The organism is Starkeya nomas (assembly GCF_902703545.1).
Taxonomy (GTDB): domain Bacteria; phylum Pseudomonadota; class Alphaproteobacteria; order Rhizobiales; family Xanthobacteraceae; genus Ancylobacter; species Ancylobacter moscoviensis.
Window position 1 is genome coordinate 2412746 of the sequence record NZ_CACSAS010000001.1, and the last position, 26995, is coordinate 2439740.

The following is a 26995-nucleotide window of genomic DNA, read 5'->3' on the forward strand; positions in this document are numbered from 1 at the left end:
CATGGCAGCCATGCGCCGGACACTTCCCTCAATAATGAGGGGAGCGCATGAACGCAAAGCGACCGCGGGTTCAGGTCCGGGGACTGACGAAAATATTCGGCGACGAGGCCGGCGCGGCGTTGCCGCTGCTCAAGGCCGGGCAGAGCCGCGCCGAAGTGCAGAAGGCCACGGGCGCCGTCATCGGCCTGCAGGATGTGAGCTTCGACGTCGACGAAGGCGAAATCCTCGTCGTCATGGGCCTGTCGGGCTCGGGCAAGTCGACCTGCCTGCGCTGCATCAACCGGCTGATCGAGCCGACCTCCGGCTCGGTGCTCGTCGATGACACCGACGTCACCGCGCTCAACGAACGCGAACTGATGGAATTCCGCCGCACCCGCTTCGGCATGGTGTTCCAGCAATTCGCCCTGTTTCCCCACCGCACCATCCTGCGCAACGTCGAATACGGTCTCGAAGTCCAAGGCGTCGCGCCCGATCTGCGGCGCGACCGGGCGCTCACGGCGATCGAGACGGTCGGGCTGAAAGGCTGGGACCAGCACTATCCCTCGCAGCTTTCCGGCGGCATGCAGCAGCGCGCCGGCCTCGCCCGCGCGCTGGCGCTGGACCCGGACGTGCTGCTGATGGACGAGGCCTTCAGCGCGCTCGACCCGCTGATCCGCCGGGACATGCAGCAGGAACTCGTGGCGCTGCAAAGGCGCCTGAAGAAGACCATCGTCTTCGTCAGCCACGACCTCGACGAGGCCATCGCGCTCGGCGGGCGCATCGTGCTGATGAAGGACGGCCGTGTCGTGCAGCAGGGCACGGCGGCCGACTTCCTCGCCAACCCGGCCGACGACTATGTGCGCCGCTTCGTCGAGCATATCGACGTACTGGGCGTCGTTACCGCCGGCGACGCCATGCGCATGCCGGCCGCCGTGAAACCCTGGCAGAGCACCGCCGCCGAGGCGCTGGCGATCCTCATCCAGTCGGGTGAGCCGGTCGTCACCGTCGTCTGCCACGAAGGACGTTTCCAGGGCACCGTCGATGCCGAAACCCTGAAGCAGGCCGGCGATACGGAACTGCGCCTGCTGCTCAGCGACCGCGAGGCCTGCGTGCCCGGCACGGCGACGCTGAACGACGCCGTCGCCAAGCTCGCCTCCGGCCGCGGCGAGATCGCCGTCATCGGGCCGGACCGCGAGCTCAAGGGCGTCATCGCCAATGCCGATCTCGTGGCGGCGCTGGCGCGGCGACGCTCCGAAACGACGCACTGAGGGAGGACGGACGATGGCCTTCGAGATTCCCCGCATTCCCCTCGCCGAATGGTGCGACATCGCCCTCGACTGGGCGACGGAGCACTTCTCGGGCGTCACCCGCGCGCTCAGCGCGGTCATCGGCACCGGCATCGAGACCACCACCGATTTCCTCGTCGGCCTGCCGCCCTGGCTGGTCATCATCCTCTTCGGGCTGCTGATCTGGCGGCTGACCACCGCGCGCATCGCGATCTTCTCGATGCTCGGCTTCGCCTTCCTGTGGAACCTCGAACTCTGGCGAGCGACCCTGCAGTCGCTCGTGCTGGTGCTGGTCTCGACGCTGTTCGCACTCGCCATCGGCATTCCGATCGGCGTCGGCGCCGCGCTCAGCAAGCGCTTCTGGCGCGTCGTCGCTCCGGCGCTCGACATGATGCAGACCATGCCGAGCTTCGTCTATCTGATCCCCGCCATCCCGTTCTTCGGCCTCGGGGCGGTGTCGGCCTGCTTCGCGACCATCGTCTTCGCCATGCCGCCGACCATCCGCCTGACCGCCCTCGGCATCCTCCAGACACCGCCGGAACTGGTCGAGGCCGCCGACGCTTTCGGCTCCAGCCGCTGGCAGAAGCTGTTCAAGGTGCAGCTCCCCCTCGCCATCCCGACCATCATGGCCGGCATCAACCAGACCATCATGCTCGCGCTCTCCATGGTGGTGATCGCGGCGATGATCGGTGCCGGCGGGCTGGGCGGCGAGGTGTGGAAGGCGATCCAGCGGCTCGAAGCCGGACAGGGTTTCCAGGCCGGCATCGCCATCGTGGTGCTCGCCGTCATCCTCGACCGCATCACCCAGTACGTCGCCCGCCACATGCGGCGCGACCGCCAGGGCGGCTGACCATTCCTACAACGGAAGCAGCGCAACGACTTCCGACCCCTCACCTTCCAACGCGGAGCAACCGACATGTCGCTATTCGGAAAGTACGTGAAGACGGCCGCCGTCGCCGCCACCGCCCTCGGCCTCGCTGTCGGGGCTGCGCAGGCGGAGAAGAAGGACCTCACTATCGCCTATGTGGAATGGTCCGACGCCGTGGTCGCCACCAACATCATCAAGACCGTGCTGGAGGACAAGGGCTACAAGGTGAAGATCGTGCCGCTTTCCGGCGCCGCCATGTGGCAGGCGGTGGCGACCGGCGAGGCGGACGCGATGGTCGCGGCCTGGCTGCCGGCCACCCACGCCGCCTATAACGCCAAGCTCAAGGACAAGGTGGTCGATCTCGGCCCCAATGTGACCGGCGCCAAGATCGGCTGGGCGGTGCCGACCTATGTCGACATCACCACGATCGAGGACATCAAGAAGGACCCAGCGAAGTTCGGCGGCAAGGTGATCGGCATCGATCCCGGCGCCGGCCTGATGAAGGCCTCGGAAAAGGCGGTCAAGGACTACGGCCTGCCGGTGAAGCTGGTCGAGGGCTCCGACGCCACCATGGTCGCGGCGCTGAAGGACGCCTACGCCAAGAAGGAGCCGATCGTCGTCACCACCTGGACGCCGCACTGGATGTTCGCCGAGTGGGACCTGAAGTATCTCGCCGACCCCAAGGGCGTGTTCGGCGGCGAGGAGACGGTCAACACCGTGGTCTCGACCAAGCTGAAGGAAGAAGCGCCGGAGGCTTACAAGATCCTCGATAATTTCAGCCTCTCGCTCGACGACGAGCAGAAGGTGATGGTCGAGAACAACAAGCCCGGCGCCGATCCGGCAGCCACCGCCAAGGCGTGGGTCGCGGCGAACAAGGACAAGGTCGACACCTGGACCAAGTGAACCGGCCCGGCGGAATCGCCGACCGTCGGGCGCACCGGGATGTGCGCCGGCAGAACCTCCGTCCACCTGCGCCCGGCCCTGGCCGGCTCGGGTGGTGACCTCCCCTGCGGCCGGATCATTTCCGGCCGCTTTTTCTTTTCATTCCCTCGGAGGGAGTCCGGCCAGACACGCCGGACCAGCGTGGCGACGGCAGTTCCCGCAAGGAGCTCGTTCGTGTTGCCATCGCTTCCTTGACACGATGTTCGATATTTAATTTGTCTACGAATAATTATAAAATGACTTTTATATCAACAACTTAGAGTCATTTTTCGTTCTTTTTGGTGAATGGCGGTGCTAACGCAGTGCGCCGGGATTGAGGTTCGGAAACCCTCCGAAACCTTCCCCAGGAGAGTGCACATGAGACGCGCCGTTATTCCCGCGCTCCTCGCGACCGCGGTGAGCCTGCCGGCGATGGCCGAACCGCCGGGAGGCGCCCCCGCCTCGCTGGAAGCCACGCTGGGCACGGTTGGAGACGAAGCCTTCGGCAGCTTCGACCTGTTCCTGCCGATGACGGGTGACGGCAACCGCCTGCTGTTCCTCGACGCTCGCGCCAGCTTCGGCAGCGAGCAGGAAATCGATCAGGGCTCGCTCGGCATCGGCTACCGCTTCCACCACGACAATGGCTGGGTCTACGGGATCAATGGCTATTTCGACTATCTGAACAGCCAGTATGACAACAGCTTCACCCAGATCGGCGTCGGCCTCGAAGCCCTCAGCCAGGATTGGGAGATCCGCGCCAATGCCTACCTGCCGGTGGGCGAGATCGAAAGCTCGCTGGCCATCGCAAATGCCGCGCTGATCGAGGCCAACCGCCTCATCTTCCGGGCCGGCGAGGAAACCGCCATGGACGGGTTCGATGCCGAGATCGGCTATCGCCTGCCCTTCCTCTCGCCGGACGACCTCACCCAGATCAAGCTCTTCGCCGGCGGCTACTACTACACCGGCGACGATCTCGAAGACGTGCCGGGCGTATCCGCCCGCATCGAGCTGTCGCGCGCCGGCCTTCCCGCCTTCGGCAACGGCTCGCGCTTCACGCTCATCGCCGGCCTGACCCATGACGACCAGCGAGACACGCAGGGCATCTTCCTCGCGCGCCTGCGCGTTCCGCTGGGCGACACTTCCGGCCAGGCTCCCTACGACCCGCTCTACCGCCGCGTTGACCGGCAGGACGCGATCCGCACCCTCGCCGGCGCCACCGGCAAGGCCGAGACCGCGATCTACACGGAAACCGGACAGGCGGCGGGCCGGGTCGTCAACATCGGATCGGGCGACACCGCATCCGCCATCAACGAGCGTCTGGAGAATGCCGGCAACGGCGCGCTCGTGCTGGCCTCCGGCGCCATCGATGTCGATTCCGCCGTCTCGCTCGGCACCGGCCAGTTCCTGCTGGGCGGTGGAGGCGCGCTCACGGTTCGCGGCGCGCTGAGCGGCGGCACGGCAGTCTTCCGCAACAGCCTTCCGGCGGCGACCATCACCGGCAGCGATCCGCTCGCCGATGTCGTGGCGCTGGCCGGCGACGGGAGCGCCGTCGCCTCCCTCGCCGTTCGCGGCGGACGCTCCGGCGTCGTGGCGGAAGGCGTGAACGACATCGTCATGCGCGATCTCGACATTGCCGATGCCAGCAGCCACGGCATTGCGCTGACGGACGTCTCGGGCGCGCTCATCCGCGCCACCCGCATTCACGACCTCGCGCCCTGCGAGGACAATACCGCCTGCGAATGGTCGATCTTCGACCCGAACGTCGTCCATAACGCCGGCATCGCGGCACTCGCGGTCAAAGACCTGCGGGTCAGCGGCGTGACGATGGAAAACGTCACCTACGGCCTCTTCGTCGGCAGCCAGTACGAGGAGATCGACTGGGAGAACGTCGTCACCGGCCAGAGCCGCGACATTGTCATCGACAACCTGTCGATCACCAACAGCCGCCGCGAGGGCATCCTCATGGTCGGCGTCGAGGACGCGGCGTTGCACTCCGTCACCATCGACAACTCCGCCATGGAGCGCTCGATGGACCTGATCGTGCTGCAGAAGACGGCGCACGCGACGCTGGACGATCTGACGCTGAAGGGCGGCATCAACGGGCTGATGTTCGCCTCGTCCTTCAACCTCCCGGGTGAGACGGCCGACATCTCGGTGTCGAATGCGTGGATCGAATCCACCTATCGCGCCGGCATCTTCATCAATCCGTCGAGCGACATCCGCTTCGAGAACGTCACCATTGTCGATCCCGGCAGCTACGGCGTCTATTTCTACGGCGACGCCTGGGGCTTCTCGGGCGGCCCCGTCACCGGCATCAGCTTCACCGATGTGGCGGTCACGCGCAGCGGCGCCTCGGCGGTCTATGTCTCGGGTCCGATCCAGGACATCTCGGGCGACATCGCCGTGACGGACGTGCCGGCGCGATGCAGCGCCGATGCCGGTGCGTGGTCGGGAACGGAGCTGATCCAGACCGGCGGCGAGGTCTTCTCGATCGGCGGCACGCCGGTTTCGTCCGGCACGCTGAGCGCCACCTGCGGGCTTTGAAACCAATGGACGGCCGGGACGGCATTGCCGCCCCGGTCCCTTGGTGCTACGCCCCCGGCAAACAGCCGGAGCCTCGATCCATGACCACCCGCCCGCTGATCATCGCCCCCTCCATCCTCGCCTGCGACTTCGCCCGCTTCGGCGAGGAAGTGCGCGCGGTCGACGCGGCCGGGGCGGACTGGATCCATATCGACGTGATGGACGGGCATTTCGTGCCCAACATCTCCTTCGGCCCGGACGTGGTGAAGGCGATCCGCCCGCTGACCTCCAAGCCGTTCGACGTGCATCTGATGATCGCGCCGGCCGATCCCTATCTGGAGGCCTTCGCGAAGGCCGGCGCGGATCACATCACCGTCCACGCCGAGGCCGGCCCGCATCTGCACCGCTCGCTGCAGGCCATCCGTGCGCTCGGCAAGAAGGCCGGCGTCGCCATCAACCCGGCGACCCCCGCCAACGCCGTCGAGCACGTGCTCGACCTCCTCGACGTGATCATCGTGATGACCGTGAACCCCGGCTTCGGCGGTCAGGCCTTCATTCCCTCGGTGATGGACAAGGTGCGCCAGCTCTCGGCGATGATCGGCGAGCGCCCCATCCATATCGAGATCGACGGCGGCGTGACCAGGGACACCGCGAGCGCCTGCATCGCGGCCGGCGCCAACGCGCTGGTGGCCGGCTCGGCCGTGTTCAAGGGCGGCGCCGGAGCATATGCCGGCAACATCGCCGCCATCCGCGACGCCGCGCTGCGTGAACGCGGCGCGCTGGTGTGAGCCGAACGCCGGCTAGTCGCCGCGGCCCAGCACTCTTGCCGCGAAGCTGAGCATCGGAAAGGCCGGACCGGGATCGACCCGCCGGCCCCGCGACACGTCCTCATGGCCGACGACGTCGTAGAAGCCATAGGCGCTGTGAAGCGCGAGCGCCACTTCCAGTGCCACCTTGATCTGGGCGGCCGGATAGGCGTGCCAGCCGGCTACGACATTCCCGTGCTTGTGGGGAGCCTCCACCACCTGATCGGCCGGGATGACGTTGCCGGCCCAGTTCTGCCAGGTGTCCCCGACCTTTATCAGCCTGCCCGCGTTCACCAGCTCGATGCCGATGGAATGGCGGTTCATACCTTCCAGCCCGGCCCATTCCGAACGGCCGGCATGCCAGGCGATGCGGTTGAAGCGGACCATCTGGGTGACGTTGCCGTTGCGGTCGATCACGAGATGCGCCGAGGCCTGCGACGCCGGCTGCGCCAGCCATGCCACGGCGCCGGCGCCGGTCATGCCGGCCGTGTAATGCAGCACCAGATACTGCGGACGGAAGGCCCCTCCCTGATTGGTCGTCGGCACGAACTCGACCGCATCCCCGTTAAGCTCCAATGTGTGGTTACGCACAGAAAACGACATGAACCAATTCCCACCAGTTGTTCATGGTTAGTTATACACGTATTGATTGTATAAGCGAGGCAAAAGCCGTCGGTTGCGTCGCCGGCCCCGCCCTGCTAGAGCGCCCGGCAACGACGCCATCCCCGTCTTTCCCGAAGGGCCGCCCGTGATCCCGCGCTATACCCGTCCCGAAATGGCTTCCATCTGGGAGCCGCAGACCCGCTTCCGCATCTGGTTCGAGATCGAGGCGCACGCCACCGATGCTCTGGCCGAACTCGGCGTCGTGCCGAAGGAGGCCGCCGCGAAGGTCTGGGAAAAGGCGAAGGACGCGACCTTCGACGTCGCCCGCATCGACGAGATCGAGGCGGAGGTGAAGCACGACGTCATCGCCTTCCTGACCCATCTCGCGGAGATCGTCGGTCCCGAGGCGCGCTTCGTCCATCAGGGCATGACGTCGTCCGATGTGCTCGATACTTGTCTGTCGGTGCAACTCGTGCGTGCCGCCGACCTGCTGATCAAGGATGTCGACCGGCTGCTCGCCGCGCTGGAGGCACGTGCCTTCGAGCACAAGCTGACGCCGACCATCGGACGCTCGCACGGCATTCATGCCGAGCCGACCACCTTCGGACTCAAGCTCGCCCAGGCGCATGCCGAGTTCCAGCGCAACCGCGCTCGCCTCGTCGCCGCGCGCCACGAGGTGGCGACCTGCGCCATTTCCGGCGCGGTCGGCACCTTCGCGCAGATCGACCCGCGGGTTGAGGAATACGTTGCCGAGAAGATGGGCCTCGCGGTGGAGCCGGTGTCCACGCAGGTCATCCCGCGCGACCGGCACGCCGCCTATTTCGCCACGCTCGGCGTCGTCGCCTCCTCCATGGAGCGCGTCGCGGTGGAGATCCGCCACCTGCAGCGTACCGAGGTGCTGGAGGCGGAGGAATTCTTCTCCGCCGGCCAGAAGGGCTCCTCGGCCATGCCGCACAAGCGCAACCCGGTGCTGACCGAAAACATCACCGGCCTCGCCCGCCTCGTGCGCGGCATGGTGACCCCCGCTCTGGAAAACGTCGCGCTCTGGCACGAGCGAGACATCTCGCACTCCTCGGTGGAGCGGATGATCGGCCCCGACGCGACGGTGACGCTCGACTTCGCGCTGGCGCGCCTCGCCGGCGTCGTCGAGAAGCTCGTCATCTATCCCGAGAACATGCAGAAGAACCTGGACCGCCTCGGCGGTCTGGTCCATTCCCAGCGCGTGCTGCTGGCCCTCACCCAGAAGGGCGCCTCCCGCGAGGACGCCTATCGGCTGGTGCAGCGCAACGCCATGCCGGTCTGGCGTGGCGAGGGCGATTTCCAGACGCTGCTGACCAACGATGCCGAAGTCCGCAAGTACCTGACGGCCGAGGAGATCGCCGAGAAGTTCGACCTCGGCTATCACCTCAAGCACGTCGATACGATCTTCAAGCGGGTGTTCGGCCGGAGCTGAACCCCGGCCGCGCCCGCCAGGGCTTAGCGGAAGCCGCGGCCACCAAAGCCCCGGCCGAAGCCCATCCCACCGCCCCGCATATAGACCGGGCGGCCGCGGAAGGCCGGAGCGCCGCGGAAGGCGGGACGACCACCCCAGTAGGCCGGACGGCCGCGCCACGCCGGGCCGCCGCGCCAGCCCGGAGCACCGCGCCAATACGCCGGGCGACCACGCCAGCCGGGAGCGCCGCGCCAATAGGCCGGCCGCCCACGCCAGTAGGCTGGGCCGCGCCAGCCGGGTCCGCCACGCCAATAGCCGTAGCGCGGACCCCACCACGGGCCGCCGTAGCCCCAGCCCGGGCCGTAATAGCCCCAGCCGCCGTCCCAGGCCGAGCCGACCGCCGCGCCGAGAGCGAAGGCTCCGACGCCGAGGGCCACATCGTCCACCCCCGAATAATCGGGGCTGACCACCACACTGGTGCCCCCGCCCGACAGGAAGCTGGCGCTGACCCAGCCACCGGCCACGCGGCACCAGTTGCCGCGACAGCCGCCCACATCCACGCGGGCACCCGCCGGCAGCGAGCCGATGACCCGATAGTTCGTTCCGGGACCGCTGCGCACATTCACATTGCCGGTCACCACGGCCGCTGAGGCCGCACTCATGACGCTGCCCGCGACCAGCAAACCGGCCGCCAACGCCAACGACTTCACAAGACTCATTTTGTCCTCCCTCGAGGTACGCGCCGCGCGCGGCCCCTCGCGGCATGCGCGGAGTTCCGGTCATCGTCGATAGCAACCCCGTCCGACGGAATTGGTTGCATTACCTATGTAATGCGGTTCTGAGGGAGCAACCTCACCAAATGCCGGCACGCGGCCGCCACACGACCGGGCGCCCGCGGTATTCCGGCCCCTCCGCGTAAGGTCCCTGCCAGCGTGGCCCCATGCCGAGATACCAGGCCGCCGACTGCGGCAGCCGGCCCTCGCCGCGCTTGGACCAGTACATGTTGCCCCGGCGATCCCCGAAGCGCGCCCGCGTCGGATAGCCGGGATGAATGTTCCAGAAGCTGGTGCGACCGCCCCAGTAGCTCGGACGCGCACCCCAGTTGGAGGTCATGTTGCGACCAGACAGGGCAGGCCCCCAGTAGCCGGGGCCCCAGCTCGTGCGCCAGTTGGTCCAGCCGATGCCGCGGCCGTACCCGCCCCATGAGCTGTCGAGCCCGCCCAGGGTGTCCTGCACCGGCAGGCTCGCCGCCGTCACGTAACCACCCTGCGGATAGACCGGTTCGACATAGCCGAGGTCGTCATAGGACGACGCGGGCGCATAGGACGGCGACGCGGCGAGCATCGCCGGATCGACATAATCCGCGCTCGAATATTCGGCGCCCGAGACCACGGCCGGGCGCGCCAGAAGGCTTCCCGCATCGGTACGCCCGGAAGAGAGATAGCGCGCGCTGACATAGCCGTACTGGGTCTCGCACCAGCTTCCCGAGCACCCGACCACGCTGACCGGCGCGCCGGCCGGCAGGGCGCCAAGCACCTGATAGCCGGTGCCGGGACCGCTGCGGACGTTGACGTCCGTGGAAGTGGTCGCCGTATAGGCGCCCGAAGTGGCGAAGCCGGGCGCGGTCGGCGCCGGATTCAGCGCGGCGCCGGGCGCCCCGAGATAGCGCGGTGCCTGCACGGGGGCGACGGGAACGGTGCCGATATTGGTGCCGACCGGGTAGTAGCCGCGCGCCGTCGGCGCGGCGCGATAGGCGGCCGGATACGCCGGCTGCGTGTAGCCGTAGCCGCCCTGGTTGATATGGCGAGCGCTGACATAGCCGTATTGCGTCTGGCACCAGCTTCCGGTGCAGCCGACCACATTCACGGGCGAGCCGGCCGGCAGCGTACCGAGCAGGGCGTAACGCACGCCCGGACCGCTGCGCACATTGACATTGGTTCGGGTCGTCGCCGTACCAGTCGCCGCATAGGCTCCGGCAACGTTGGACGGCGCATAGGCACGGCCCGGCGCCGGATAGGTCCGGGCGGGGGCATAACCGAGAGCGGAGGCACCGGCCGACGGGTAGGTGCCGACGCCCGCCGGCGCGGCGTAGCCCTGCACCGCGGCGCCGGGCGCTCCATAGCCCATGGCGGCCTGGGTGGCAGCATTCCACGCGAGGGAGTCGCGCGTCTGCGAGCCCGGCACGCGCGGCTGCGCCTGCGCGCTCAGCACCTGCTGAACCGGCCCGCGCGACAGCAGATAGATGCTGATGTAGCCCTCATTGGTCTGGCACCAGCTATTGGCGCAACCCGTCACCTCCACCTTGGTGAAATCGGGCAGCGTCTTGATGATGTCGTACTCGACACCGGGACCGCTGCGCACATTGGTCGTGCCGATGGTGGTGCGGGGGCCGGCCATGGTGGTGTTGGAACCGGGATGGACGGGATCAACGCCGTTCGCCGCCGTTCCACCCGTCACGCCCATATTGGTGGCCACGACGCGGTTCGCGACGGGCGCCGGGGGCGAGACGGGCGGCGCGCCATAGCCCAGAACCGCCGCCCCGGCCGTCACGCTGGAAGCGGGCGGCGCGTAGACGGGCGCCGCAGGGGCCGCCATCGTATTGTACGGCAGGCGATAATTGGTGCCGCTGTTGGCGTAGGCAGGCGCATAGCCGGTCGAAGCCGCATAGCCGGCCATCGGCGCATAACCGCCGCTCTGCGACAGCAGCCGCGCGCTCACATAGCCATATTGGGTCTGACACCAACTGCCCGTGCAGGCCACGACCTCGACGGCGGAACCGGCGGGAAGCGTGCCGAGCACGCCGTAGTGAACGCCCGGGCCGCCGCGCAAATTCGTGTTGGTCGTCGTCACCGCCGGCCAGGCGCCGGCGCTCAGCGTGCCTCCGACGATCAGGCCGGAAGCCAACGCGAAGGACGTGGTAAACCGCATCGGCTCCTCCCCGGACGTCGCCTTCCCTCACGGAGGGTACGACGGTGCTCAGGGATGCCGCGATTATGGTCAGTTCGCAACAAAATAAGAGGAAAATGGTTGCTAAGCTGCAACCGTCATGGTTGACGGCCCCGCAAGCAGCCGATTCGATCGCTTGCGGAGGCGTCGAAATCTGGAAGGCTCAGCCTTCCTTCTTCAGCGTCTCGATGGCCGCAGCGAGCAGCTCTTCCATCGTGCGACGGATGCGGTGCTCGGAGACGTCGAGCCCCTTGGCGTCGAAGTCGGTCTTCAGCTTGCGATAGACGTCCTCGTCGCCGGCCTCCTCGAGGTCGGCCTCGACCACCGAGCGGGCATAGGCCTCCGCCTCGGCGCCCGCGAGACCGAGCTTCTCGGCCGCCCAGAGGCCGAGCGCCTTGTTGCGGCGGGCCAGAGCCTTGAAGCGCAGGCTCTGATCGTGGGCGTATTTGGCTTCGAACGCGTCTTCGCGGTCGTCGAACGTGCTCATTTGCTCGCCCTGTATCCTGGTAAATGGCGGGCTTGATTATCGCGCCCCCGCCACCAAATCAACGCCGTCGACATGCCTCAACGGCCCCTACGTCAATGTGACGCTCACCATCGTATAACGCGAGAACATGGCGCCCATGCGTGTAAAGGGCACGTGGACACGTTTGTATCCGCCCCCCCGATGGGCTAGTGTCCGCGCGTGGGCGCTGGTGCCGATGCGAGACGAATCGTCAAGCGCGAGCGGATCGCGCAAAAGTGCGGCGCCCTAGCCGTGAACCCGGAACCGGAGCCCCGGCATCCTAATGGACTTCCTCAACCGACGGTACCCACCCATGAGCCGCCGCCGCCGCATTTATGAAGGTAAGGCGAAGGTCCTCTATGAGGGCCCTGAGCCAGGCACGCTGATCCAGCACTTCAAGGACGACGCCACCGCCTTCAACAACAAGAAGCACGATGTCATCGACGGCAAGGGCGTGCTGAACAACCGCATCTCGGAATACATCTTCCAGAAGTTGAACGAGATCGGCGTCCCCACGCATTTCATCAAGCGGCTGAACATGCGCGAGCAGCTCATCCGCGAAGTCGAGATCATTCCTCTCGAAGTCGTCGTGCGCAACGTCGCCGCCGGTTCGCTGTCGAGCCGCCTCGGTATCGAGGAAGGCACCCAGCTCCCGCGGTCGATCATCGAGTTCTATTACAAGAACGACCAGCTCAACGACCCGATGGTCTCGGAAGAGCACATCACGGCCTTCGGCTGGGCGACCACGCAGGAAATCGACGACATCATCGCGCTGGCCATCCGCGTGAACGACTTCCTCTCCGGCCTGTTCCTCGGCGTCGGCATCCGCCTCGTCGACTTCAAGATGGAATGCGGCCGCCTGTGGGAAAACGACATGATGCGGATCGTCGTCGCCGACGAGATCAGCCCCGACTCCTGCCGCCTGTGGGACATCAAGTCGAACGACAAGCTCGACAAGGACCGTTTCCGCCGCGACATGGGCGGCCTCGTCGAGGCCTACTCGGAAGTCGCCCGCCGTCTCGGCATCATGTCCGAGAACGAGCGCCTTCAGAGCGGCGGCCCGGTTCTGGTGAAATCCGAACCCGAGGAGTGAGGGGGCAAGACCCGTGGATGCGTTGTCCTCGGGTCAGCCATTCCGCACTCAAGCATTGAGCCGTTCGCGGCCAGGTGATAGGCGGGGGCCCGAAAGCCCCCGTTTCTGTTTTCCGCAAGAACGTCCTTGAGAGTGAATCCATGAAGGCGCGCGTCCTCGTCACCCTGAAGTCCGCCGTGCTCGATCCGCAGGGCAAGGCCATCGAGGGCGCCCTGCGCTCGCTCGGCGTCCCCGGCGTCGCCAGCGTGCGGCAGGGCAAGGTGTTCGACGTCGAGCTGGAGACCACCGACGCGGCCAAGGCCGAGGCGACGCTGAAGGACGCCTGCGAGAAGCTGCTCGCCAATACGGTGATCGAAACCTACCGCATCGAGTTCGTGGGCTGACGACCATGAAATCCGCCGTCCTCGTCTTTCCCGGCTCCAACCGCGAGGGCGACGTCGCGCGCGCCCTCGAACTGGTGACGGGCGTCAAGCCCACGCTGGTCTGGCACGCCGATACGTCCCTGCCTGCCGGCACCGATCTCGTGGTGCTACCCGGCGGCTTCTCCTATGGCGACTATCTGCGCTGCGGCGCCATCGCCGCGCGCGCCGCCATCATGGACGCCGTGCGGGCCCACGCCGCGCGCGGCGGGCTGGTGCTCGGCATCTGCAACGGTTTCCAGATCCTCTGCGAGAGCGGGCTGCTTCCGGGCGTGCTGGTGCGCAACGCCCGCCTGCGCTTCATCTGCCGCGAGGCGCTGCTGAAGGTCGAGCGCAACGACACCCCCTTCACCCGGCGCTACGCCAAGGGGGCCGTCGTCCGCTACCCGGTGGCGCACGGCGAGGGCAACTACACCGCCGACGCCGACACGCTGAAGCGGCTGGAGGACGACGGCCGCGTCGTCTTCCGCTACGTGATGGCGGATGGTCGGCGCGACGACACGCAGGTGCTCAACGGCGCCGCCAACTCCATCGCCGGCATCGTCTCCGAGAAGCTCAACGTCCTCGGCCTGATGCCGCACCCCGAGAACCATGTCGACCCGCTCGTCGGCCCGACCGACGGGCGCGCCCTGTTCGAGAGCATCGTCGGAGCGCTGGAGCGGGCCTGAGCCGCGTGCCTGCTCCCGCCCCTGCCCGCCCGCGTAACGGAATGACGGCCTTCGCATGACCTCTGCCGAACCGAAGATCACCCCGGAACTCGTCGCTGACCACGGCCTCAAGCCCGACGAGTATGAGCGCATCCTGAAGCTGATCGGCCGCGAGCCGAGCTTCACCGAGCTCGGCATCTTTTCCGCCATGTGGAACGAGCACTGCTCGTACAAGTCCTCGCGCCTGCACCTGAAGGGGCTGCCGACCAAGGCGCCGTGGGTCATCCAGGGGCCGGGCGAGAACGCCGGCGTCATCGACATCGGTGACGGCAAGGCCGCCGTCTTCAAGATGGAGAGCCACAACCACCCGTCCTACATCGAGCCCCATCAGGGCGCGGCGACGGGCGTAGGCGGCATCCTGCGCGACGTGTTCACCATGGGCGCGCGCCCCATCGCGGCGCTGAACGCGCTGCGCTTCGGCGACCCCAAGCACCCGCGCACCCGCCATCTGGTGGCCGGCGTGGTCAGCGGCATCGGCTCCTACGGCAACTCCTTCGGCGTGCCGACGGTGGGCGGGCTCGTCGGCTTCCACACCCGCTATGACGGCAACAACCTCGTCAACGCGATGGCGGTCGGCCTCGCCGACGCCGACAAGATCTTCTACGCCAAGGCGACCGGCGTCGGCCTGCCGGTGGTCTATCTCGGCTCCAAGACCGGCCGCGACGGCATCCACGGCGCCACCATGGCCTCCGCCGAGTTCGGCGACGGCGCCGAGGAGAAGCGCCCGACCGTGCAGGTCGGCGACCCCTTCGCCGAGAAGCTGCTGCTCGAAGCCTGCCTCGAGATCATGGAAGCGGGCTGCGTGGTCGCGATCCAGGACATGGGCGCGGCGGGACTGACCTGCTCGGCGGTCGAGATGGGCGCCAAGGGCGATCTCGGCATCGAGCTCGACCTCGACAATGTGCCCTGCCGCGAAGAAGGCATGAGCGCCTACGAGATGATGCTCTCCGAGAGCCAGGAGCGCATGCTCATGGTCATCGCGCCGGGCAAGGAAGAACAGGCCGAGGCGATCTTCCGCAAATGGGGCCTCGACTTCGCCATCGTCGGCCACACCACCGACAATCTGCGCTTCGTCGTGCGGCACAAGGGCGAGGTCAAGGCCGACCTGCCGATCAAGGAGCTGGGCGACGAAGCCCCGCTCTATGACCGGCCGTGGGTCGAGACGCCCAAGCAGCAGCGCATCGATCCCGCCTCGCTGGACATCACCGCCACCATTCCCGGTGCGCTGGAACGGCTGATCGGCTCGCCCGACTTCGCCTCCAAGCGCTGGATCTGGGAGCAGTACGACCACCTGATCCTCAACAACACCGTGCAGCGCCCCGGCGGCGACGCGGCGGTCGTGCGCGTCGAGGACGGCCCCAAGGGGCTGGCCATGGCCTGCGACGTCACCCCGCGCTACTGCGAGGCCGACCCGTTCGAGGGCGGCAAGCAGGCGGTGGCCGAGGTGTGGCGCAACATCACCGCCGTCGGCGGCAAGCCGCTGGCGCTGACCGACAACCTGAACTTCGGCAATCCCGAGAAGCCCGAGATCATGGGCCAGCTCGTCGGCTGCCTGCGCGGCATCGGCGAAGCGGCGCGCGAGCTGGAGTTCCCGGTCGTCTCCGGCAATGTCAGCCTCTACAACGAGACCCACGGCCGCGGCATCCTGCCGACCCCGACCATTGGCGGCGTCGGCGTGCTCGACGACATCGAGAAGATGGCGACGCTCGACTTCAAGGAGAGCGGCGAGATTGTTTTCGTCGTCGGTGAGACCGGCGGCTGGCTCGGCCAGTCCGCCTTCCTGTCGGAGATTCTCGACCGCGAGGACGGCGCCCCGCCGCCGGTCGACCTCGCGCTGGAGCGCAAGAACGGCGACTTCGTGCGCGCCCTCATCGAGGAAGGCCTCGTCACCGCGGTGCACGACGTCTCCGATGGCGGCCTGCTTGTCGCGCTTTCCGAGATGGCGATGGCCTCCGGCATCGGCGCCAACCTCGTCGCCCCGCCGGCCGAGATCAACCCGCACGCCTTCTGGTTCGGCGAGGATCAGGCCCGCTACATCGTCACGGTCGAAAGCGGCTCCAAGGCCCTGCTGCTGCGCCGCGCCGAACTCGCCGGCGTGACGATCGCCAAGCTCGGCACGACGGGCGGCGACCGGTTGAATATCCCCGGCGAGCGCCCAATTGTGGTGGACGCGCTGCGCGAGCGTAACGAAGCCTGGCTGCCCATCTATATGGGCGCGGGCCTGTGATGTGAGGGAACACAGTCGATGGCGATGGAAGCGACCGAGATCGAACGGCTGATCAGGGACGGGCTGCCGGACGCGACGGTCGAGATCCGTGATCTGGCCGGGGACGGCAATCACTATGCCGCGACCGTGGTTTCCGAGAGCTTCCGCGGCAAGAGCCGCGTGCAGCAGCATCAGATGGTCTACGCGGCGCTGAAGGGCCAGATGGGCGGCATATTGCATGCCCTGGCGCTTCAGACCAATGTACCGGACTGAAGGCGGCTCACGTCGCCACAACCTCTCGCGAGGCCCCCACGGGCGAAAGGCAATGCCATGAGCATTCACGATTTCATCGACAGCCAGGTGAAGAGCAACGACGTCGTTGTCTTCATGAAGGGCACGCCGCAGTTCCCCATGTGCGGCTTCTCCGGGCAGGTGGCGCACATCTTCAACCTGCTCGGCGTCGACTATAAGGGCATCAACGTCCTCGATTCCGACGAGATCCGTCAGGGCATCAAGGAATACACGAACTGGCCGACCATCCCGCAGGTCTTCGTGAAGGGCGAGTTCGTCGGCGGCTGCGACATCGTGCGCGAGATGTACCAGTCCGGCGAGCTCCAGACCCTGCTCGAAGAGAAGGGCGTCGTGGTGATGGGCCGCGCCACCGCCTGAGCGGACGCGCGTTCACCGGCCGGGACGACAAAGCCGCCCTCCGGGCGGCTTTTCTTTTGCGCGGCCTCGCCCAGCCCCTCTCGCCGCTCCAGCGCAGCCCAACAAAAAAGCCGCCCTCGCGGGCGGCTTTTCCGTAGCGGATGATCCGGTGATGGATCAGCGCGAATAGAACTCGACCACGAGGTTCGGCTCCATCACGACCGGATAGGGCACCTCGTTGAGCTCGGGCACGCGAGCGAACTTCGCGGTGAGCTTGGAGTGGTCGACCTCGAGATAGTCCGGCACATCGCGCTCGCCCGAAGCGACGGCTTCCAGAACCAGCACGAGCTGCTTGGAGGCGTCCTTCACCTCGACCACGTCGCCGACCTTCACCTGGTAGGACGGGACGTTGACGCGGCGGCCGTTCACCTTGATGTGGCCATGGCTCACGAACTGGCGGGCGGCGAACACGGTCGGAACGAACTTGGCGCGGTAGACGACGGCGTCGAGGCGGCGCTCCAGAAGGCCGATCAGGTTGGCGCCGGTGTCGCCCTTGAGGCGCGCGGCTTCCACATAGATCGAATAGAACTGCTTCTCGCCGATCGAGGCGTAGTAGCCCTTGAGCTTCTGCTTGGCGCGCAGCTGCACGCCGAAGTCGGAGAGCTTGCCCTTGCGGCGCTGGCCGTGCTGGCCGGGGCCGTACTCACGCTTGTTGATGGGGCTCTTCGGGCGGCCCCAGATGTTCTCGCCCATACGGCGGTCAAGCTTGTGCTTGGCCGAAACGCGCTTGCTCATGCGCAGGTCCTTCTCGCATTGTTGCGGTTTGGATCGCGCCCCCTCCTCTACTCCCTTGCGGGAGCCGACAGGACCAGTCCGAACGCGCCGGACAGACCCACGGGTGCGTGAAACACCACGCGGGACCGTTGCCGGCCCCGCGTGTGCGTGGGTGGATAGGCGGAAACGCACGGGAGGTCAAGCGCGACCGTCACCCGGTCGTCATGCGGAACGGGGTCATCGCCCCTTACGCAGCGCCGCCAGCACGTCGAGGCTGGCATAGCCGTCCGGCTCCAGCCCGACCTTGCGCTGGAAGCCCGCGACGGCGCGCATCGTCATGTTGCCGACGCGCCCGTCGACGCCGCCGGTGTCGAATCCCGCCTTGGTCAGCCGGCGCTGCACTTCCTGGATCTCCGCCAGCGTCAGCACCCGCTCGCCGCCCGGAAAGGGCGTGATGAACGGATCGCCGCCGAGCACCCGGTCGCCCAGATGGCAGACGGCGAGCGCGTAGTTCATCGACGGGTTGTAGCTGCGCACGGCATAGAAATTCTGCGTCAGCAGGAAGCACGGCCCCTCCGTCCCAACGGGAGCCCACAGCCGCGCCCGCGCCTTGGGAAACTGGAAGCGGCCGCCGCCGGCCGGCTTCACGCCCAGCCCCGCCCAATCCTCGACGGCGCGCCAGGACCGAGCGTCGGCATATTTCTCCGGCACGCCCGCCATCGTCACCTCGAAGCCCCAGGGCAGGCCGCGCTGGTAGTTGCCGCGCTTGATGAGGTAGCGCGCGCTTCCGGCCAATGCGTCGGGTACGCTGTAGGGCGAGGGATGGCCGTCGCCGTCATAGTCGACGCCGAGATTCAGCCAGACCTCCGGCATCCACTGCGTATGCCCCATCGCGCCGGCCCAAGAGCCACGCATCCCCTCCGGCTCGCCCCAGCCGCGCTGAACCACGGCCAGCGCGTTGAGGAACTCGGTCTCCCAATATTTGCGGCGGCGCGGCTCGCCCCAGGCCAGCGCGCCCAGCGAAGGGAACACCGGCTTCATGTGGTCCTCGTCCTCGACCAGTTCGCCGAAGGCGCTCTCCATGCCCCAAAGGCCGAGCAGGACGTCCGGCTCCACGCCGAAATCCTTCTGCAGGCGCTTGAGCAAAGCTGCGTTTTCCTTCGCGGCCGCCCGGCCGGTGATCAGCCGCCAGTCGGAGATGCGCCGGTTGAGATATTGCCAGAGCTCCTCGCGGAACTCCGGCTGCGCCCGGTCCTTGGCGTAGACGGAGGTATCCGGCTTCAGCCCGCGCGTGACCCGGTCATACACCGCATCGGAGATGCCACGCGCCTTGGCGCGGGCGCGGAAGGCGACGATCCAGGCGTCGAAGGACTGCTTGGCGGATTGCGCGTAGGCATCGCCTCCTCCGAGCGCCAGCGCAGTGGCGCCGGCACCGAGCAGGAATGCCCGCCGGGTCGGACACCGCGCGTCGTCAAGAACACTGCCAGTCACTTTGCATCTCCTGCCCTACGGGCATGCTGGGCAGGGATCGCGGCGCTGGCAAGGCACCTGTAAAAAGCGCAGCCTTCTCAAGCAGGTGTCGGCATCGATGCCGGAGCGGACGCCATGGGCACGAGTTCGCCGGCCCGCGCGCGTCGGCCGACGATTCGTTCCACCAGCGCCGCGTCGAGCGGGCTCCCGGTGGAAAACAGCCGCATCGGCGCCGGGCTCGCGGCGAAGGCGACGGGACCGAGAAGCGAACTGAGACGCCGGGCGATGGCCGCCGCCGGGTCCACCCAGCGCACCGGCCAGGGCGCCACCTTGCGCAGCCGGTCGAGCACCAGCGGATAATGGGTGCAGGCCAGCACCACCGTATCGGTGCGCGCCTTGCCCTCGCGCACGAAGGCCGGCGCGATCTCGGCGGCGAAGGCTTCGTCCGGCACGTCCACGCCGGCCATCGCCGCCTCCGCGAGCGCCGCCAGATGGACGCTGCCCACCAGCGTCACCCGGCAATCGCCGGCGAAGTCGCGGATCAACGCCTGGGTGTAGTCACGCTTCACCGTGCCCGGCGTCGCCAGCACGCTCACCTGTTTGGTGAGAGACCCCTCGCAGGCCGGCTTGATGGCCGGCACGGTGCCGACGAAGGGAATGGAATAGCGCGCGCGCAGGGCCGGCAGCACGAGCGTGGAGGCGGTATTGCAAGCAATGACCACGGCATCCGGCGCCAGCCGCGCTATCAGAGCGTCCATGACGCCAACGACGCGGGCGACCAGATCCTCCTCGCTGCGCGGGCCATAGGGGAAGCCGGCATCGTCGGCCGCATAGACGAAGCGCGTATCCGGCCGCGCCCGCACCAGCTCGCGGAACACCGAGAGCCCGCCGAGACCGGAGTCGAACACGATGATGGTCGGCGCGCGAAGCGCGACGGCAGGCGGGTGAAGCGGCGGCGACACGGCTGACGGCCCGGTTGACGAAGCGACGAGCGAGACGCCATGCCTGCCGGACGAACCGGAAACGGGAGAAGCCTCGATGCGCATCTGATGTCCTCCATCCCGGGCATCATTGTGGCGCATCCTGGTGAACGCTTCCTTATCTTGCCGCCTGTCCCCGCCAGTCCGCCGCTCAGCTCTCCGGCCCGGCCCCGCCTTCGTCCGGCGCCGCCTTCGCCGGCCGCTTCTTCCCGCCGAGCCGCGCGGCGGTACGCTCCTCACGGGTGCGCCGCCCCTCCACCAGCGCGGCCACCATGCCATGCAGCGTCGCGATGTCCTGACGGGTCAGCCCGACCCGGTGGAAGATGTTGCGGATGTTGCGCGTGGTGACCGGCTGCTTCTCCGGCGAGCGGAAGAACAGCGCCTCGTCCAGCTCGCGCTCCACATGGTCGAAGAAGGCGAACAGGTCCGCCTTGTCGGCGATCGGGTAGCGGTCCGGCTGCTGGAAGGGCAACGCCCCGCCGGAGGCCAGCTTGAACCACTCATAGGCGACGACCGCGACCGCCATGCCGAGATTGAGCGAGGCGAAGGCCGGGTTCACCGGCAGGGTCAGGATGACGTCGGCCAGCGACACCTCTTCCGTGTAGAGCCCCGTGCGTTCCCGCCCGAACACCAGCCCCACCGTCTCACCGGCTGCGATTCGCGTCGCCGCCTCCGCGGCCACGACATCCGCGCCGAGCACGGATTTCTGCATACCGCGCTCGCGCGCCGTGGCGGCGGCGACGAAATTGAGGTCCGCCAGCGCCGAGCGCAGGTCGGGAAACAGCTCGGCATTGTCGAGGATGCGGTCGGCGCCGGAGGCGAAGGTCACCGCCTTCGGATTCGGCCAGCCCTCGCGCGGATTGACGATGCGCAGCCGCGTCAGGCCGAAATTGCCCATGGCGCGCACGGCCGAGCCGATGTTCTCGCCGAGCTGCGGCTCGACGAGGATCACGACCGGCCCGCCCTCCTGCCAGGGCTTGGTGCTGTCGGTGCCGGCGCCGGGCATCGCGGTTCCTCGTTTCGTCATCCTGCGGAAAGGTCGCTGATATAGCCGCGCACGGCGCGCTTGCGAAGCACCCTGCCCGACGCGGCGCCACAGCCCGTTTCGCGATCAGGCATACCAGATGCCAGGAACCATTGGTGGAGAAGGGCCGCGCGCCTTGTCCTTTGGTCGAAATTTGGCCCGGGACCTGCTTTCCCTGTCCGGCATGGCAGGGTATCACCCGCCCATCCGGCGTCTGCCCGCGCGGACACGCGCCGCGACCCTCCGACAACGATTTCCGTGCGAGGTGAATTTCATGGCGAAGATCAAGGTGGCGAATCCGGTCGTCGAGCTCGACGGCGACGAGATGACCCGGATCATCTGGCAGTACATCAAGGACAAGCTGATCCATCCCTATCTGGACGTACCGCTGGAATATTACGACCTCAGCGTCGAGAACCGCGATGCGACCGGCGACCAGGTGACGATCGACGCCGCCGAAGCCATCAAGCGGGTAGGCGTCGGCGTGAAGTGCGCCACGATCACGCCCGACGAGGCGCGGGTGAAGGAATTCAACCTCAAGAAGATGTGGAAATCGCCGAACGGTACGATCCGCAACATCCTCGGCGGCGTGATCTTCCGCGAGCCGATCATCTGCAAGAACGTGCCGCGCCTCGTGCCGGGCTGGACGCAGCCGATCGTCGTCGGCCGCCACGCCTTCGGCGACCAGTACCGCGCCACCGACTTCAAGTTCCCCGGCAAGGGCACGCTGAGCATCAAGTTCGTCGGCGACGACGGCCAGGTCATCGAGCACGAGGTCTACAAGGCACCCGGCGCCGGCGTCGCCATGGCGATGTACAACCTCGACGAGTCGATCAGGGAATTCGCCCGCGCCTCGCTCAATTACGGGCTGATGCGCAACTATCCCGTCTACCTCTCCACGAAGAACACCATCCTCAAGGCCTATGACGGCCGCTTCAAGGATATCTTCCAGGAGATCTACGAGGCCGAGTTCAAGGCCGAGTTCGAGAAGCGCAAGATCTGGTACGAGCACCGCCTGATCGACGACATGGTCGCCTCCGCGCTGAAGTGGTCCGGCGGCTATGTCTGGGCCTGCAAGAACTACGATGGCGACGTGCAGTCCGACATCGTGGCGCAGGGCTTCGGCTCGCTCGGCCTGATGACCTCGGTGCTGATGACGCCGGACGGCAAGACCGTCGAGGCCGAGGCCGCCCACGGCACGGTGACGCGCCACTACCGCGAGCACCAGAAGGGCAAGGAGACCTCGACCAACTCCATCGCCTCGATCTTCGCCTGGACGCGCGGCCTCGCCCATCGCGCCAAGCTCGACAACAACGCCGACCTCGCCGCCTTCGCCTCCACGCTGGAGAAGGTGTGCGTGGACACGGTGGAGAGCGGCGACATGACCAAGGACCTCGCCCTGCTCGTCGGCGCCGACCAGAAGTGGCTCTCGACCACCGGCTTCCTCGACAAGATCTCCGAGAACCTCGGCAAGGCCCTCGCCTGAGCAGGACCCGTGCCTGACCTGCACGCTTCACCCGGGACGCGCCGCGCGCCCCGGGTCCTTCCCAAGGCCCCTCCCCGCGTCGGCCGCTCAGGCGCTCTTTATCTCGTCGTCGGCGATATCGGCACTGCGGCGCAGCGCCCGCGGCCCTTCCTCGTCACGGGCCATGGCCTGGATGCGCTCGCCGATCGCGGGATGCCGCCGGATCACGTCGGCAAGATCGTCTGCTCCCAGCATCAGCAACATGCAGCGTGTATGTGCCCGCGCCGTCGCGGCGCGGCGGGCCGAGTGCAGCAGCGCCATCTCGCCGAAGAACTGCCCCTCGCCGAGGATCATCACCTCGTCCGGAAATTCCAGCGCCACCTCGCCCGAGGCGATGAAATACATCGACCGCGCCACGTCGCCGCGCCGGGCGACGATCTCGCCGGGCTGCGCGGTATGGGCCGAGAGCGCCTTGTGGATCTCGCCGATGCCGGCGGCATCGAGATCGGCGAACAGCGGCACGCGCGCCACCATGCCCCAGGTGATGATGAAATCCCGGCGCTTGATCACGTCGACGAAGGAGGTCGCGATGATGCCGACCGGCAGCGCGATCATGACGATGCCGGTGATCATGGTGAGGCCGGCGACCACACGCCCCGGCACCGTCACGGGATAGACGTCGCCATAGCCGACCGTCGTCACCGTCGCCATCGCCCACCACATCGCCGCCGGGATGGAGCCCAGATGGTCCGGCTGGACGCCTCCCTCGGCCACGTACATGGCCGACGCGGACAGCAGAACCGCCGCCACCAGCAGCCAGAAACAGGCGACGAGCGACTGGCGCTCGCGGTACAGCACCTCCAGCAGGGACTGCATGCCCGGCGAATAGCGCGCGAGCTTGATGAAGCGCACCAGCCGCAGAATCGCCAGCGTGCGCAGGTTCACGCCGAACATCGCCGAGACCACGAAGGGCAGCCAGGCGAGCAGATCGATGATGGCGACCGGCGTCAGCATATAGCGCCACCGGGCACGCCCCTCCGACAGGCCCCGATAGCGCGGGTTCTCCGGCGAAACCCAGACCCGCAGCAGATACTCGACGGCGAAGGCCGCCAGCGAGAAATGCTCGAACGCGCGAAACAGCACGTAGTCGCGCAGGAAGAGGCTCGGCACGGTTTCGAGCACCGCCGCGACCACGTTCAGCACGATGAGGACAATCAGGGCCAGATTGACCCGCTCCGCCCACCGGTCATCAGCGGCGTCGCGCTCGAGGATCTCATAGCAACGCCGTCGCCTGGCACGCTGCCACGCGCCCGAGAACCATTTTCCTTGATGCCTGCGGGCCGCCATGACGGCCTTCCCCCGACCGGACCCGCCCGGCAGCGCGGCCCTCGGCGCACTTCCCGGTCCGATGGGGGCATCGGGCCGAGCCAGAAATGCTCCGGCCTGTTGAAACGAGTGCTCGTTCCGTCCTGACACCTTTCATCCGGACGGAACGAGCACAACTGAAAATGCCCTCCCAGCGGCCAGGCCGCCGGCAGGAACCTAGCCGGCCAGAGCGCTCTCGATCGCCGCCAGCGCCTCGGCGGCGCGGCCGCCATCCGGCCCACCGGCCTGCGCCATGTCGCGCCGGCCGCCGCCGCCCTTACCGCCGAGCGCCTCGGCGCCGTGGCGAACCAGCGCGACGGCGTCATAGCGGTCGATGAGGTCATCCGTGACGCCGACCACGAGCCCGGCGCGCCCCTCGTCGGTCACCCCGACAATGGCGACGATGCCCGAGCCGATGCGCTTCTTGCCCTCGTCGACGAGGCTCTTCAGGTCCTTCGGTTCGATACCCGTCACCTGCCGTGCCAGCAGCTTGATGGCGCCGATGGTGCGCGTCGGCTCCTCGCCGGCGGTGCCCCCGCCCATGGCCAGCTTGCGCCGGGCCTCGCCGAGCTCGCGCTCCAGCTTGCGGCGCTCCTCGACGAGTTGGGCAAGGCGCGCCTCGACCTCGCCGACCGGCGCCTTGAGCAGGCCGGCGGCCGCGTGCAGCGCCCGGCTCTCGCCGTTCAGGTGATAGCGGGCGGCATCGCCCGTCATCGCCTCGATGCGGCGCACGCCGGCGCCTACCGCGCTCTCGCCGAGCAGGCTGATGATGCCGATGTCGCCGGTGCGCGCCACATGGGTGCCGCCGCACAGTTCCACCGAATAGGGAGCGCCGTTGCCTGGATCCGTGCCCATGGACACGACGCGGACCTCGTCGCCGTACTTCTCTCCGAACAGCGCCCGCGCGCCCGATTCGATGGCATCGTCGACCGCCATCAGCCGGGTGACGACCGGCTCGTTGCGCAGCACGATGCGGTTGGCGATGTCCTCGACCTGCCGCAGCTCGGCCTCGTCCATCGGCTTGGGATGGCTGAAGTCGAAGCGCAGGCGATCCGGCGCCACCAGCGAGCCCTTCTGCGCCACGTGATCGCCCAGCACCCGGCGCAGCGCCTCGTGCAGCAGATGCGTCGCCGAATGATTGGCGCGGACGGCCTGGCGGCGATCGCTGTCGACGACGAGCGCGAGGGCAGCGCCGACGGCCAGCGTGCCGCTCTCCACCTCCACCTCGTGCACGAAGATGTCGCCGAGCTTCTTCTGCGTGTTGACGACGCGCGCGCGCAGCCCGCCCTCGCCCGTCAGCACGCCGGTATCGCCGACCTGACCGCCGGATTCGCCATAGAACGGCGTCTGGTTCAGCACCACGAGGCCGCGCCCGCCGGCCGGCAGTTCGCCGGCGCGGCGCCCCTCCGTGACCAGTGCGGTCGCCGTGCCTTCCGCCGTCTCGGTGCCGTAGCCGAGGAACTCGGTCGGGCCGACATCCTCGCGCACGGAGAACCACACCGTATCCGTTGCTGCCTCGCCGGAACCCGCCCAGGAGGCGCGCGCCTCGGCGCGCTGGCGCTCCATGGCGGCGTTGAAACTGTCGACGTCGACGCCGACGCCGCGCGCCCGCAGCGCGTCCTCGGTCAGATCGAGCGGGAAGCCGTAGGTGTCGTAGAGCTTGAACGCCGTCTCGCCGGAGAACTTGGCGCCGGCATTGAGGCCTTCGCTCTCCGTCTCGAGGATCGACAGGCCGCGCTCCAGCGTCTTGCGAAAGCGGGTTTCCTCGAGCCGCAGCGTTTCCGTGACCAGCGCCTCGGCGCGCACGATCTCGGGATAGGCCCGCCCCATCTCGCGGACCAGCACCGGCACCAGGCGGTGCATGAGCGGGTCGCGGGCGCCGAGGAGCTGCGCGTGGCGCATGGCGCGGCGCATGATCCGGCGCAGGACGTAGCCGCGCCCCTCATTGGAGGGCAGCACGCCGTCGGCGACGAGGAAGGTCGAGGCGCGCAGATGATCGGCGATGACGCGGTGGCTCGCCTTTTGCGGACCGTCCGCCGGCACGTCGGTCAGTTCCTCGACCGCGCCGGTGAGGGCGCGCATGAGGTCGATCTCGTAATTGTCGTGCGTGCCCTGGAGCACCGCCGAGATGCGCTCCAGCCCCATGCCGGTGTCGATCGACGGCCGTGGCAGCACGACGCGCTCGCCGCCCGGCAGCTGCTCGAACTGCATGAAGACGAGGTTCCAGATCTCGATGAAGCGGTCACCATCGGCATCGGGCGAGCCGGGCGGGCCACCGGGAATGTGGGAACCGTGGTCGTAGAAGATCTCCGAGCACGGGCCGCACGGCCCGGTGTCGCCCATCTGCCAGAAATTGTCGGAGGTCGCGATGCGCACGATCTTGGAATCGGGCAGGCCGGCGATGCGCTTCCAGAGCGAGAAGGCCTCGTCGTCCTCATGGTAGACGGTGACCATGAGCTTATCGACCGGCAGCTCGAATTCGCGGGTGATCAGGTTCCACGCGAACTCGATGGCGTTCTCCTTGAAATAGTCGCCGAAGGAGAAGTTGCCGAGCATCTCGAAGAAGGTGTGGTGTCGCGCCGTGTAACCGACATTATCGAGGTCGTTGTGCTTGCCGCCGGCACGCACGCATTTCTGCGAGGTCGCGGCGCGCGAATAGGGGCGCTTCTCGATGCCGGTGAAGACGTTCTTGAACTGCACCATGCCGGCATTGGTGAACATCAACGTCGGGTCGTTGCGCGGAACAAGTGGCGATGATTCAACCACTTGATGACCATTCTTCGCAAAGTAGTCGAGGAAGGTCGCACGTATCTCGTTAACGCCGCTCATTGAACCCGGATCCGCCGATGACACATTCGGCGCCGGTGGCACCGGCCCGCACAAGACGGCGCGGGCGCAACGGTTCTAACGACGCGCCAACACCTTGTCCAGAAAGCGCGACAGCACTGTCCTCGGCCCCTCCGGAACCCGGCCCC

23 protein-coding genes are annotated in these 26995 nt (G+C 67.5%); 13 read left to right on the top strand and 10 right to left on the bottom strand.

All coding sequences use genetic code 11. The features are described 5' to 3' along the window. The first annotated feature begins 47 nt into the window (after positions 1–47). From STARVERO_RS11785 to rpe, 5 genes are all read left to right on the top strand, one after another. Complete coding sequence (locus STARVERO_RS11785) at positions 48–1247, top strand: quaternary amine ABC transporter ATP-binding protein (protein WP_159598974.1); 1200 nt, start codon at positions 48–50, stop codon at positions 1245–1247. Positions 1248–1260: 13 nt separating this feature from the next. Continuing rightward, a complete protein-coding gene (locus STARVERO_RS11790; RefSeq protein ID WP_159598975.1) occupies positions 1261–2115 on the top strand; it encodes an ABC transporter permease in 855 nt (284 codons plus the stop codon). A gap of 66 nt (positions 2116–2181) precedes the next feature. Next, complete coding sequence (locus tag STARVERO_RS11795) at positions 2182–3036, top strand: glycine betaine ABC transporter substrate-binding protein (RefSeq protein WP_159598976.1); 855 nt, start codon at positions 2182–2184, stop codon at positions 3034–3036. A gap of 396 nt (positions 3037–3432) precedes the next feature. Continuing rightward, positions 3433–5598 carry an inverse autotransporter beta domain-containing protein gene (locus STARVERO_RS11800; RefSeq protein WP_159598977.1) on the top strand — a complete coding sequence of 722 codons (2166 nt, stop codon included), beginning with the start codon at positions 3433–3435 and terminating at the stop codon, positions 5596–5598. A gap of 80 nt (positions 5599–5678) precedes the next feature. Further along, positions 5679–6365: a ribulose-phosphate 3-epimerase gene (gene rpe / locus STARVERO_RS11805; protein WP_159598978.1), complete on the top strand. Its 687-nt coding sequence runs from the start codon at positions 5679–5681 to the stop codon at positions 6363–6365. Between the two features lie 12 nt (positions 6366–6377). Here rpe and STARVERO_RS11810 read toward each other — a convergent pair whose 3' ends face one another. Next, entirely contained in the window at positions 6378–6986 is a 609-nt protein-coding gene (locus tag STARVERO_RS11810; protein ID WP_144342691.1) for an N-acetylmuramoyl-L-alanine amidase, read from the bottom strand. 145 nt (positions 6987–7131) lie between these two features. On the opposite strand from STARVERO_RS11810, the gene purB reads away from it, so the two are divergent. Beyond that, entirely contained in the window at positions 7132–8439 is a 1308-nt protein-coding gene (gene purB / locus STARVERO_RS11815; RefSeq protein WP_159598979.1) for an adenylosuccinate lyase, read from the top strand. Positions 8440–8462: 23 nt separating this feature from the next. Here the strand turns inward: purB and STARVERO_RS11820 are convergent, their stop codons facing one another. The 3 genes from STARVERO_RS11820 to STARVERO_RS11830 form a co-directional block, all read right to left on the bottom strand. Further along, positions 8463–9137, bottom strand: coding sequence for an SH3 domain-containing protein (locus tag STARVERO_RS11820; RefSeq protein ID WP_159598980.1), 675 nt, complete (start codon positions 9135–9137; stop codon positions 8463–8465). Positions 9138–9270: 133 nt separating this feature from the next. Next, a complete protein-coding gene (locus tag STARVERO_RS11825; RefSeq protein WP_159598981.1) occupies positions 9271–11346 on the bottom strand; it encodes an SH3 domain-containing protein in 2076 nt (691 codons plus the stop codon). Between the two features lie 181 nt (positions 11347–11527). Beyond that, complete coding sequence (locus STARVERO_RS11830) at positions 11528–11851, bottom strand: DUF1476 domain-containing protein (RefSeq protein ID WP_159598982.1); 324 nt, start codon at positions 11849–11851, stop codon at positions 11528–11530. A 301-nt stretch (positions 11852–12152) separates the two neighbouring features. On the opposite strand from STARVERO_RS11830, the gene purC reads away from it, so the two are divergent. The 6 genes from purC (at position 12153) to grxD (ending at position 16963) form a co-directional block, all read left to right on the top strand. Then, complete coding sequence (gene purC, locus STARVERO_RS11835) at positions 12153–12962, top strand: phosphoribosylaminoimidazolesuccinocarboxamide synthase (protein WP_144342687.1); 810 nt, start codon at positions 12153–12155, stop codon at positions 12960–12962. A gap of 140 nt (positions 12963–13102) precedes the next feature. Continuing rightward, positions 13103–13345, top strand: coding sequence for a phosphoribosylformylglycinamidine synthase subunit PurS (gene purS / locus STARVERO_RS11840; RefSeq protein ID WP_159598983.1), 243 nt, complete (start codon positions 13103–13105; stop codon positions 13343–13345). 5 nt (positions 13346–13350) lie between these two features. Then, the gene (gene purQ, locus STARVERO_RS11845; protein WP_144342685.1) at positions 13351–14049 is read left to right on the top strand and encodes a phosphoribosylformylglycinamidine synthase subunit PurQ; all 699 of its coding nucleotides are present in this window, start codon (positions 13351–13353) and stop codon (positions 14047–14049) included. A gap of 55 nt (positions 14050–14104) precedes the next feature. Next, positions 14105–16315, top strand: a complete 2211-nt coding sequence (purL, locus tag STARVERO_RS11850; protein WP_144342684.1) for a phosphoribosylformylglycinamidine synthase subunit PurL — start codon at positions 14105–14107, stop codon at positions 16313–16315. Between the two features lie 18 nt (positions 16316–16333). After that, entirely contained in the window at positions 16334–16567 is a 234-nt protein-coding gene (locus STARVERO_RS11855; protein WP_144342683.1) for a BolA family protein, read from the top strand. A 57-nt stretch (positions 16568–16624) separates the two neighbouring features. After that, complete coding sequence (gene grxD, locus STARVERO_RS11860) at positions 16625–16963, top strand: Grx4 family monothiol glutaredoxin (RefSeq protein ID WP_144342682.1); 339 nt, start codon at positions 16625–16627, stop codon at positions 16961–16963. Between the two features lie 156 nt (positions 16964–17119). Here grxD and rpsD read toward each other — a convergent pair whose 3' ends face one another. The 4 genes from rpsD to STARVERO_RS11880 form a co-directional block, all read right to left on the bottom strand. Then, a complete protein-coding gene (gene rpsD, locus STARVERO_RS11865) occupies positions 17120–17737 on the bottom strand; it encodes a 30S ribosomal protein S4 (protein ID WP_144342681.1) in 618 nt (205 codons plus the stop codon). A gap of 216 nt (positions 17738–17953) precedes the next feature. Then, positions 17954–19207 carry a lytic murein transglycosylase gene (locus STARVERO_RS11870; RefSeq protein ID WP_159598984.1) on the bottom strand — a complete coding sequence of 418 codons (1254 nt, stop codon included), beginning with the start codon at positions 19205–19207 and terminating at the stop codon, positions 17954–17956. 77 nt (positions 19208–19284) lie between these two features. Further along, positions 19285–20232, bottom strand: a complete 948-nt coding sequence (gene murI, locus STARVERO_RS11875; protein ID WP_244616746.1) for a glutamate racemase — start codon at positions 20230–20232, stop codon at positions 19285–19287. Positions 20233–20317: 85 nt separating this feature from the next. Next, the gene (locus STARVERO_RS11880) at positions 20318–21172 is read right to left on the bottom strand and encodes an RNA methyltransferase (protein ID WP_144342679.1); all 855 of its coding nucleotides are present in this window, start codon (positions 21170–21172) and stop codon (positions 20318–20320) included. A gap of 292 nt (positions 21173–21464) precedes the next feature. On the opposite strand from STARVERO_RS11880, the gene STARVERO_RS11885 reads away from it, so the two are divergent. Next, complete coding sequence (locus STARVERO_RS11885; RefSeq protein ID WP_144342678.1) at positions 21465–22676, top strand: NADP-dependent isocitrate dehydrogenase; 1212 nt, start codon at positions 21465–21467, stop codon at positions 22674–22676. A gap of 87 nt (positions 22677–22763) precedes the next feature. On the opposite strand, the gene STARVERO_RS11890 is transcribed toward STARVERO_RS11885, so the two are convergent. Both STARVERO_RS11890 and alaS read right to left on the bottom strand, forming a co-directional pair. After that, entirely contained in the window at positions 22764–24002 is a 1239-nt protein-coding gene (locus STARVERO_RS11890; protein ID WP_159598985.1) for a cyclic nucleotide-gated ion channel, read from the bottom strand. Between the two features lie 195 nt (positions 24003–24197). Next, complete coding sequence (gene alaS / locus STARVERO_RS11895; RefSeq protein WP_159598986.1) at positions 24198–26849, bottom strand: alanine--tRNA ligase; 2652 nt, start codon at positions 26847–26849, stop codon at positions 24198–24200. Positions 26850–26995: the final 146 nt, after the last annotated feature.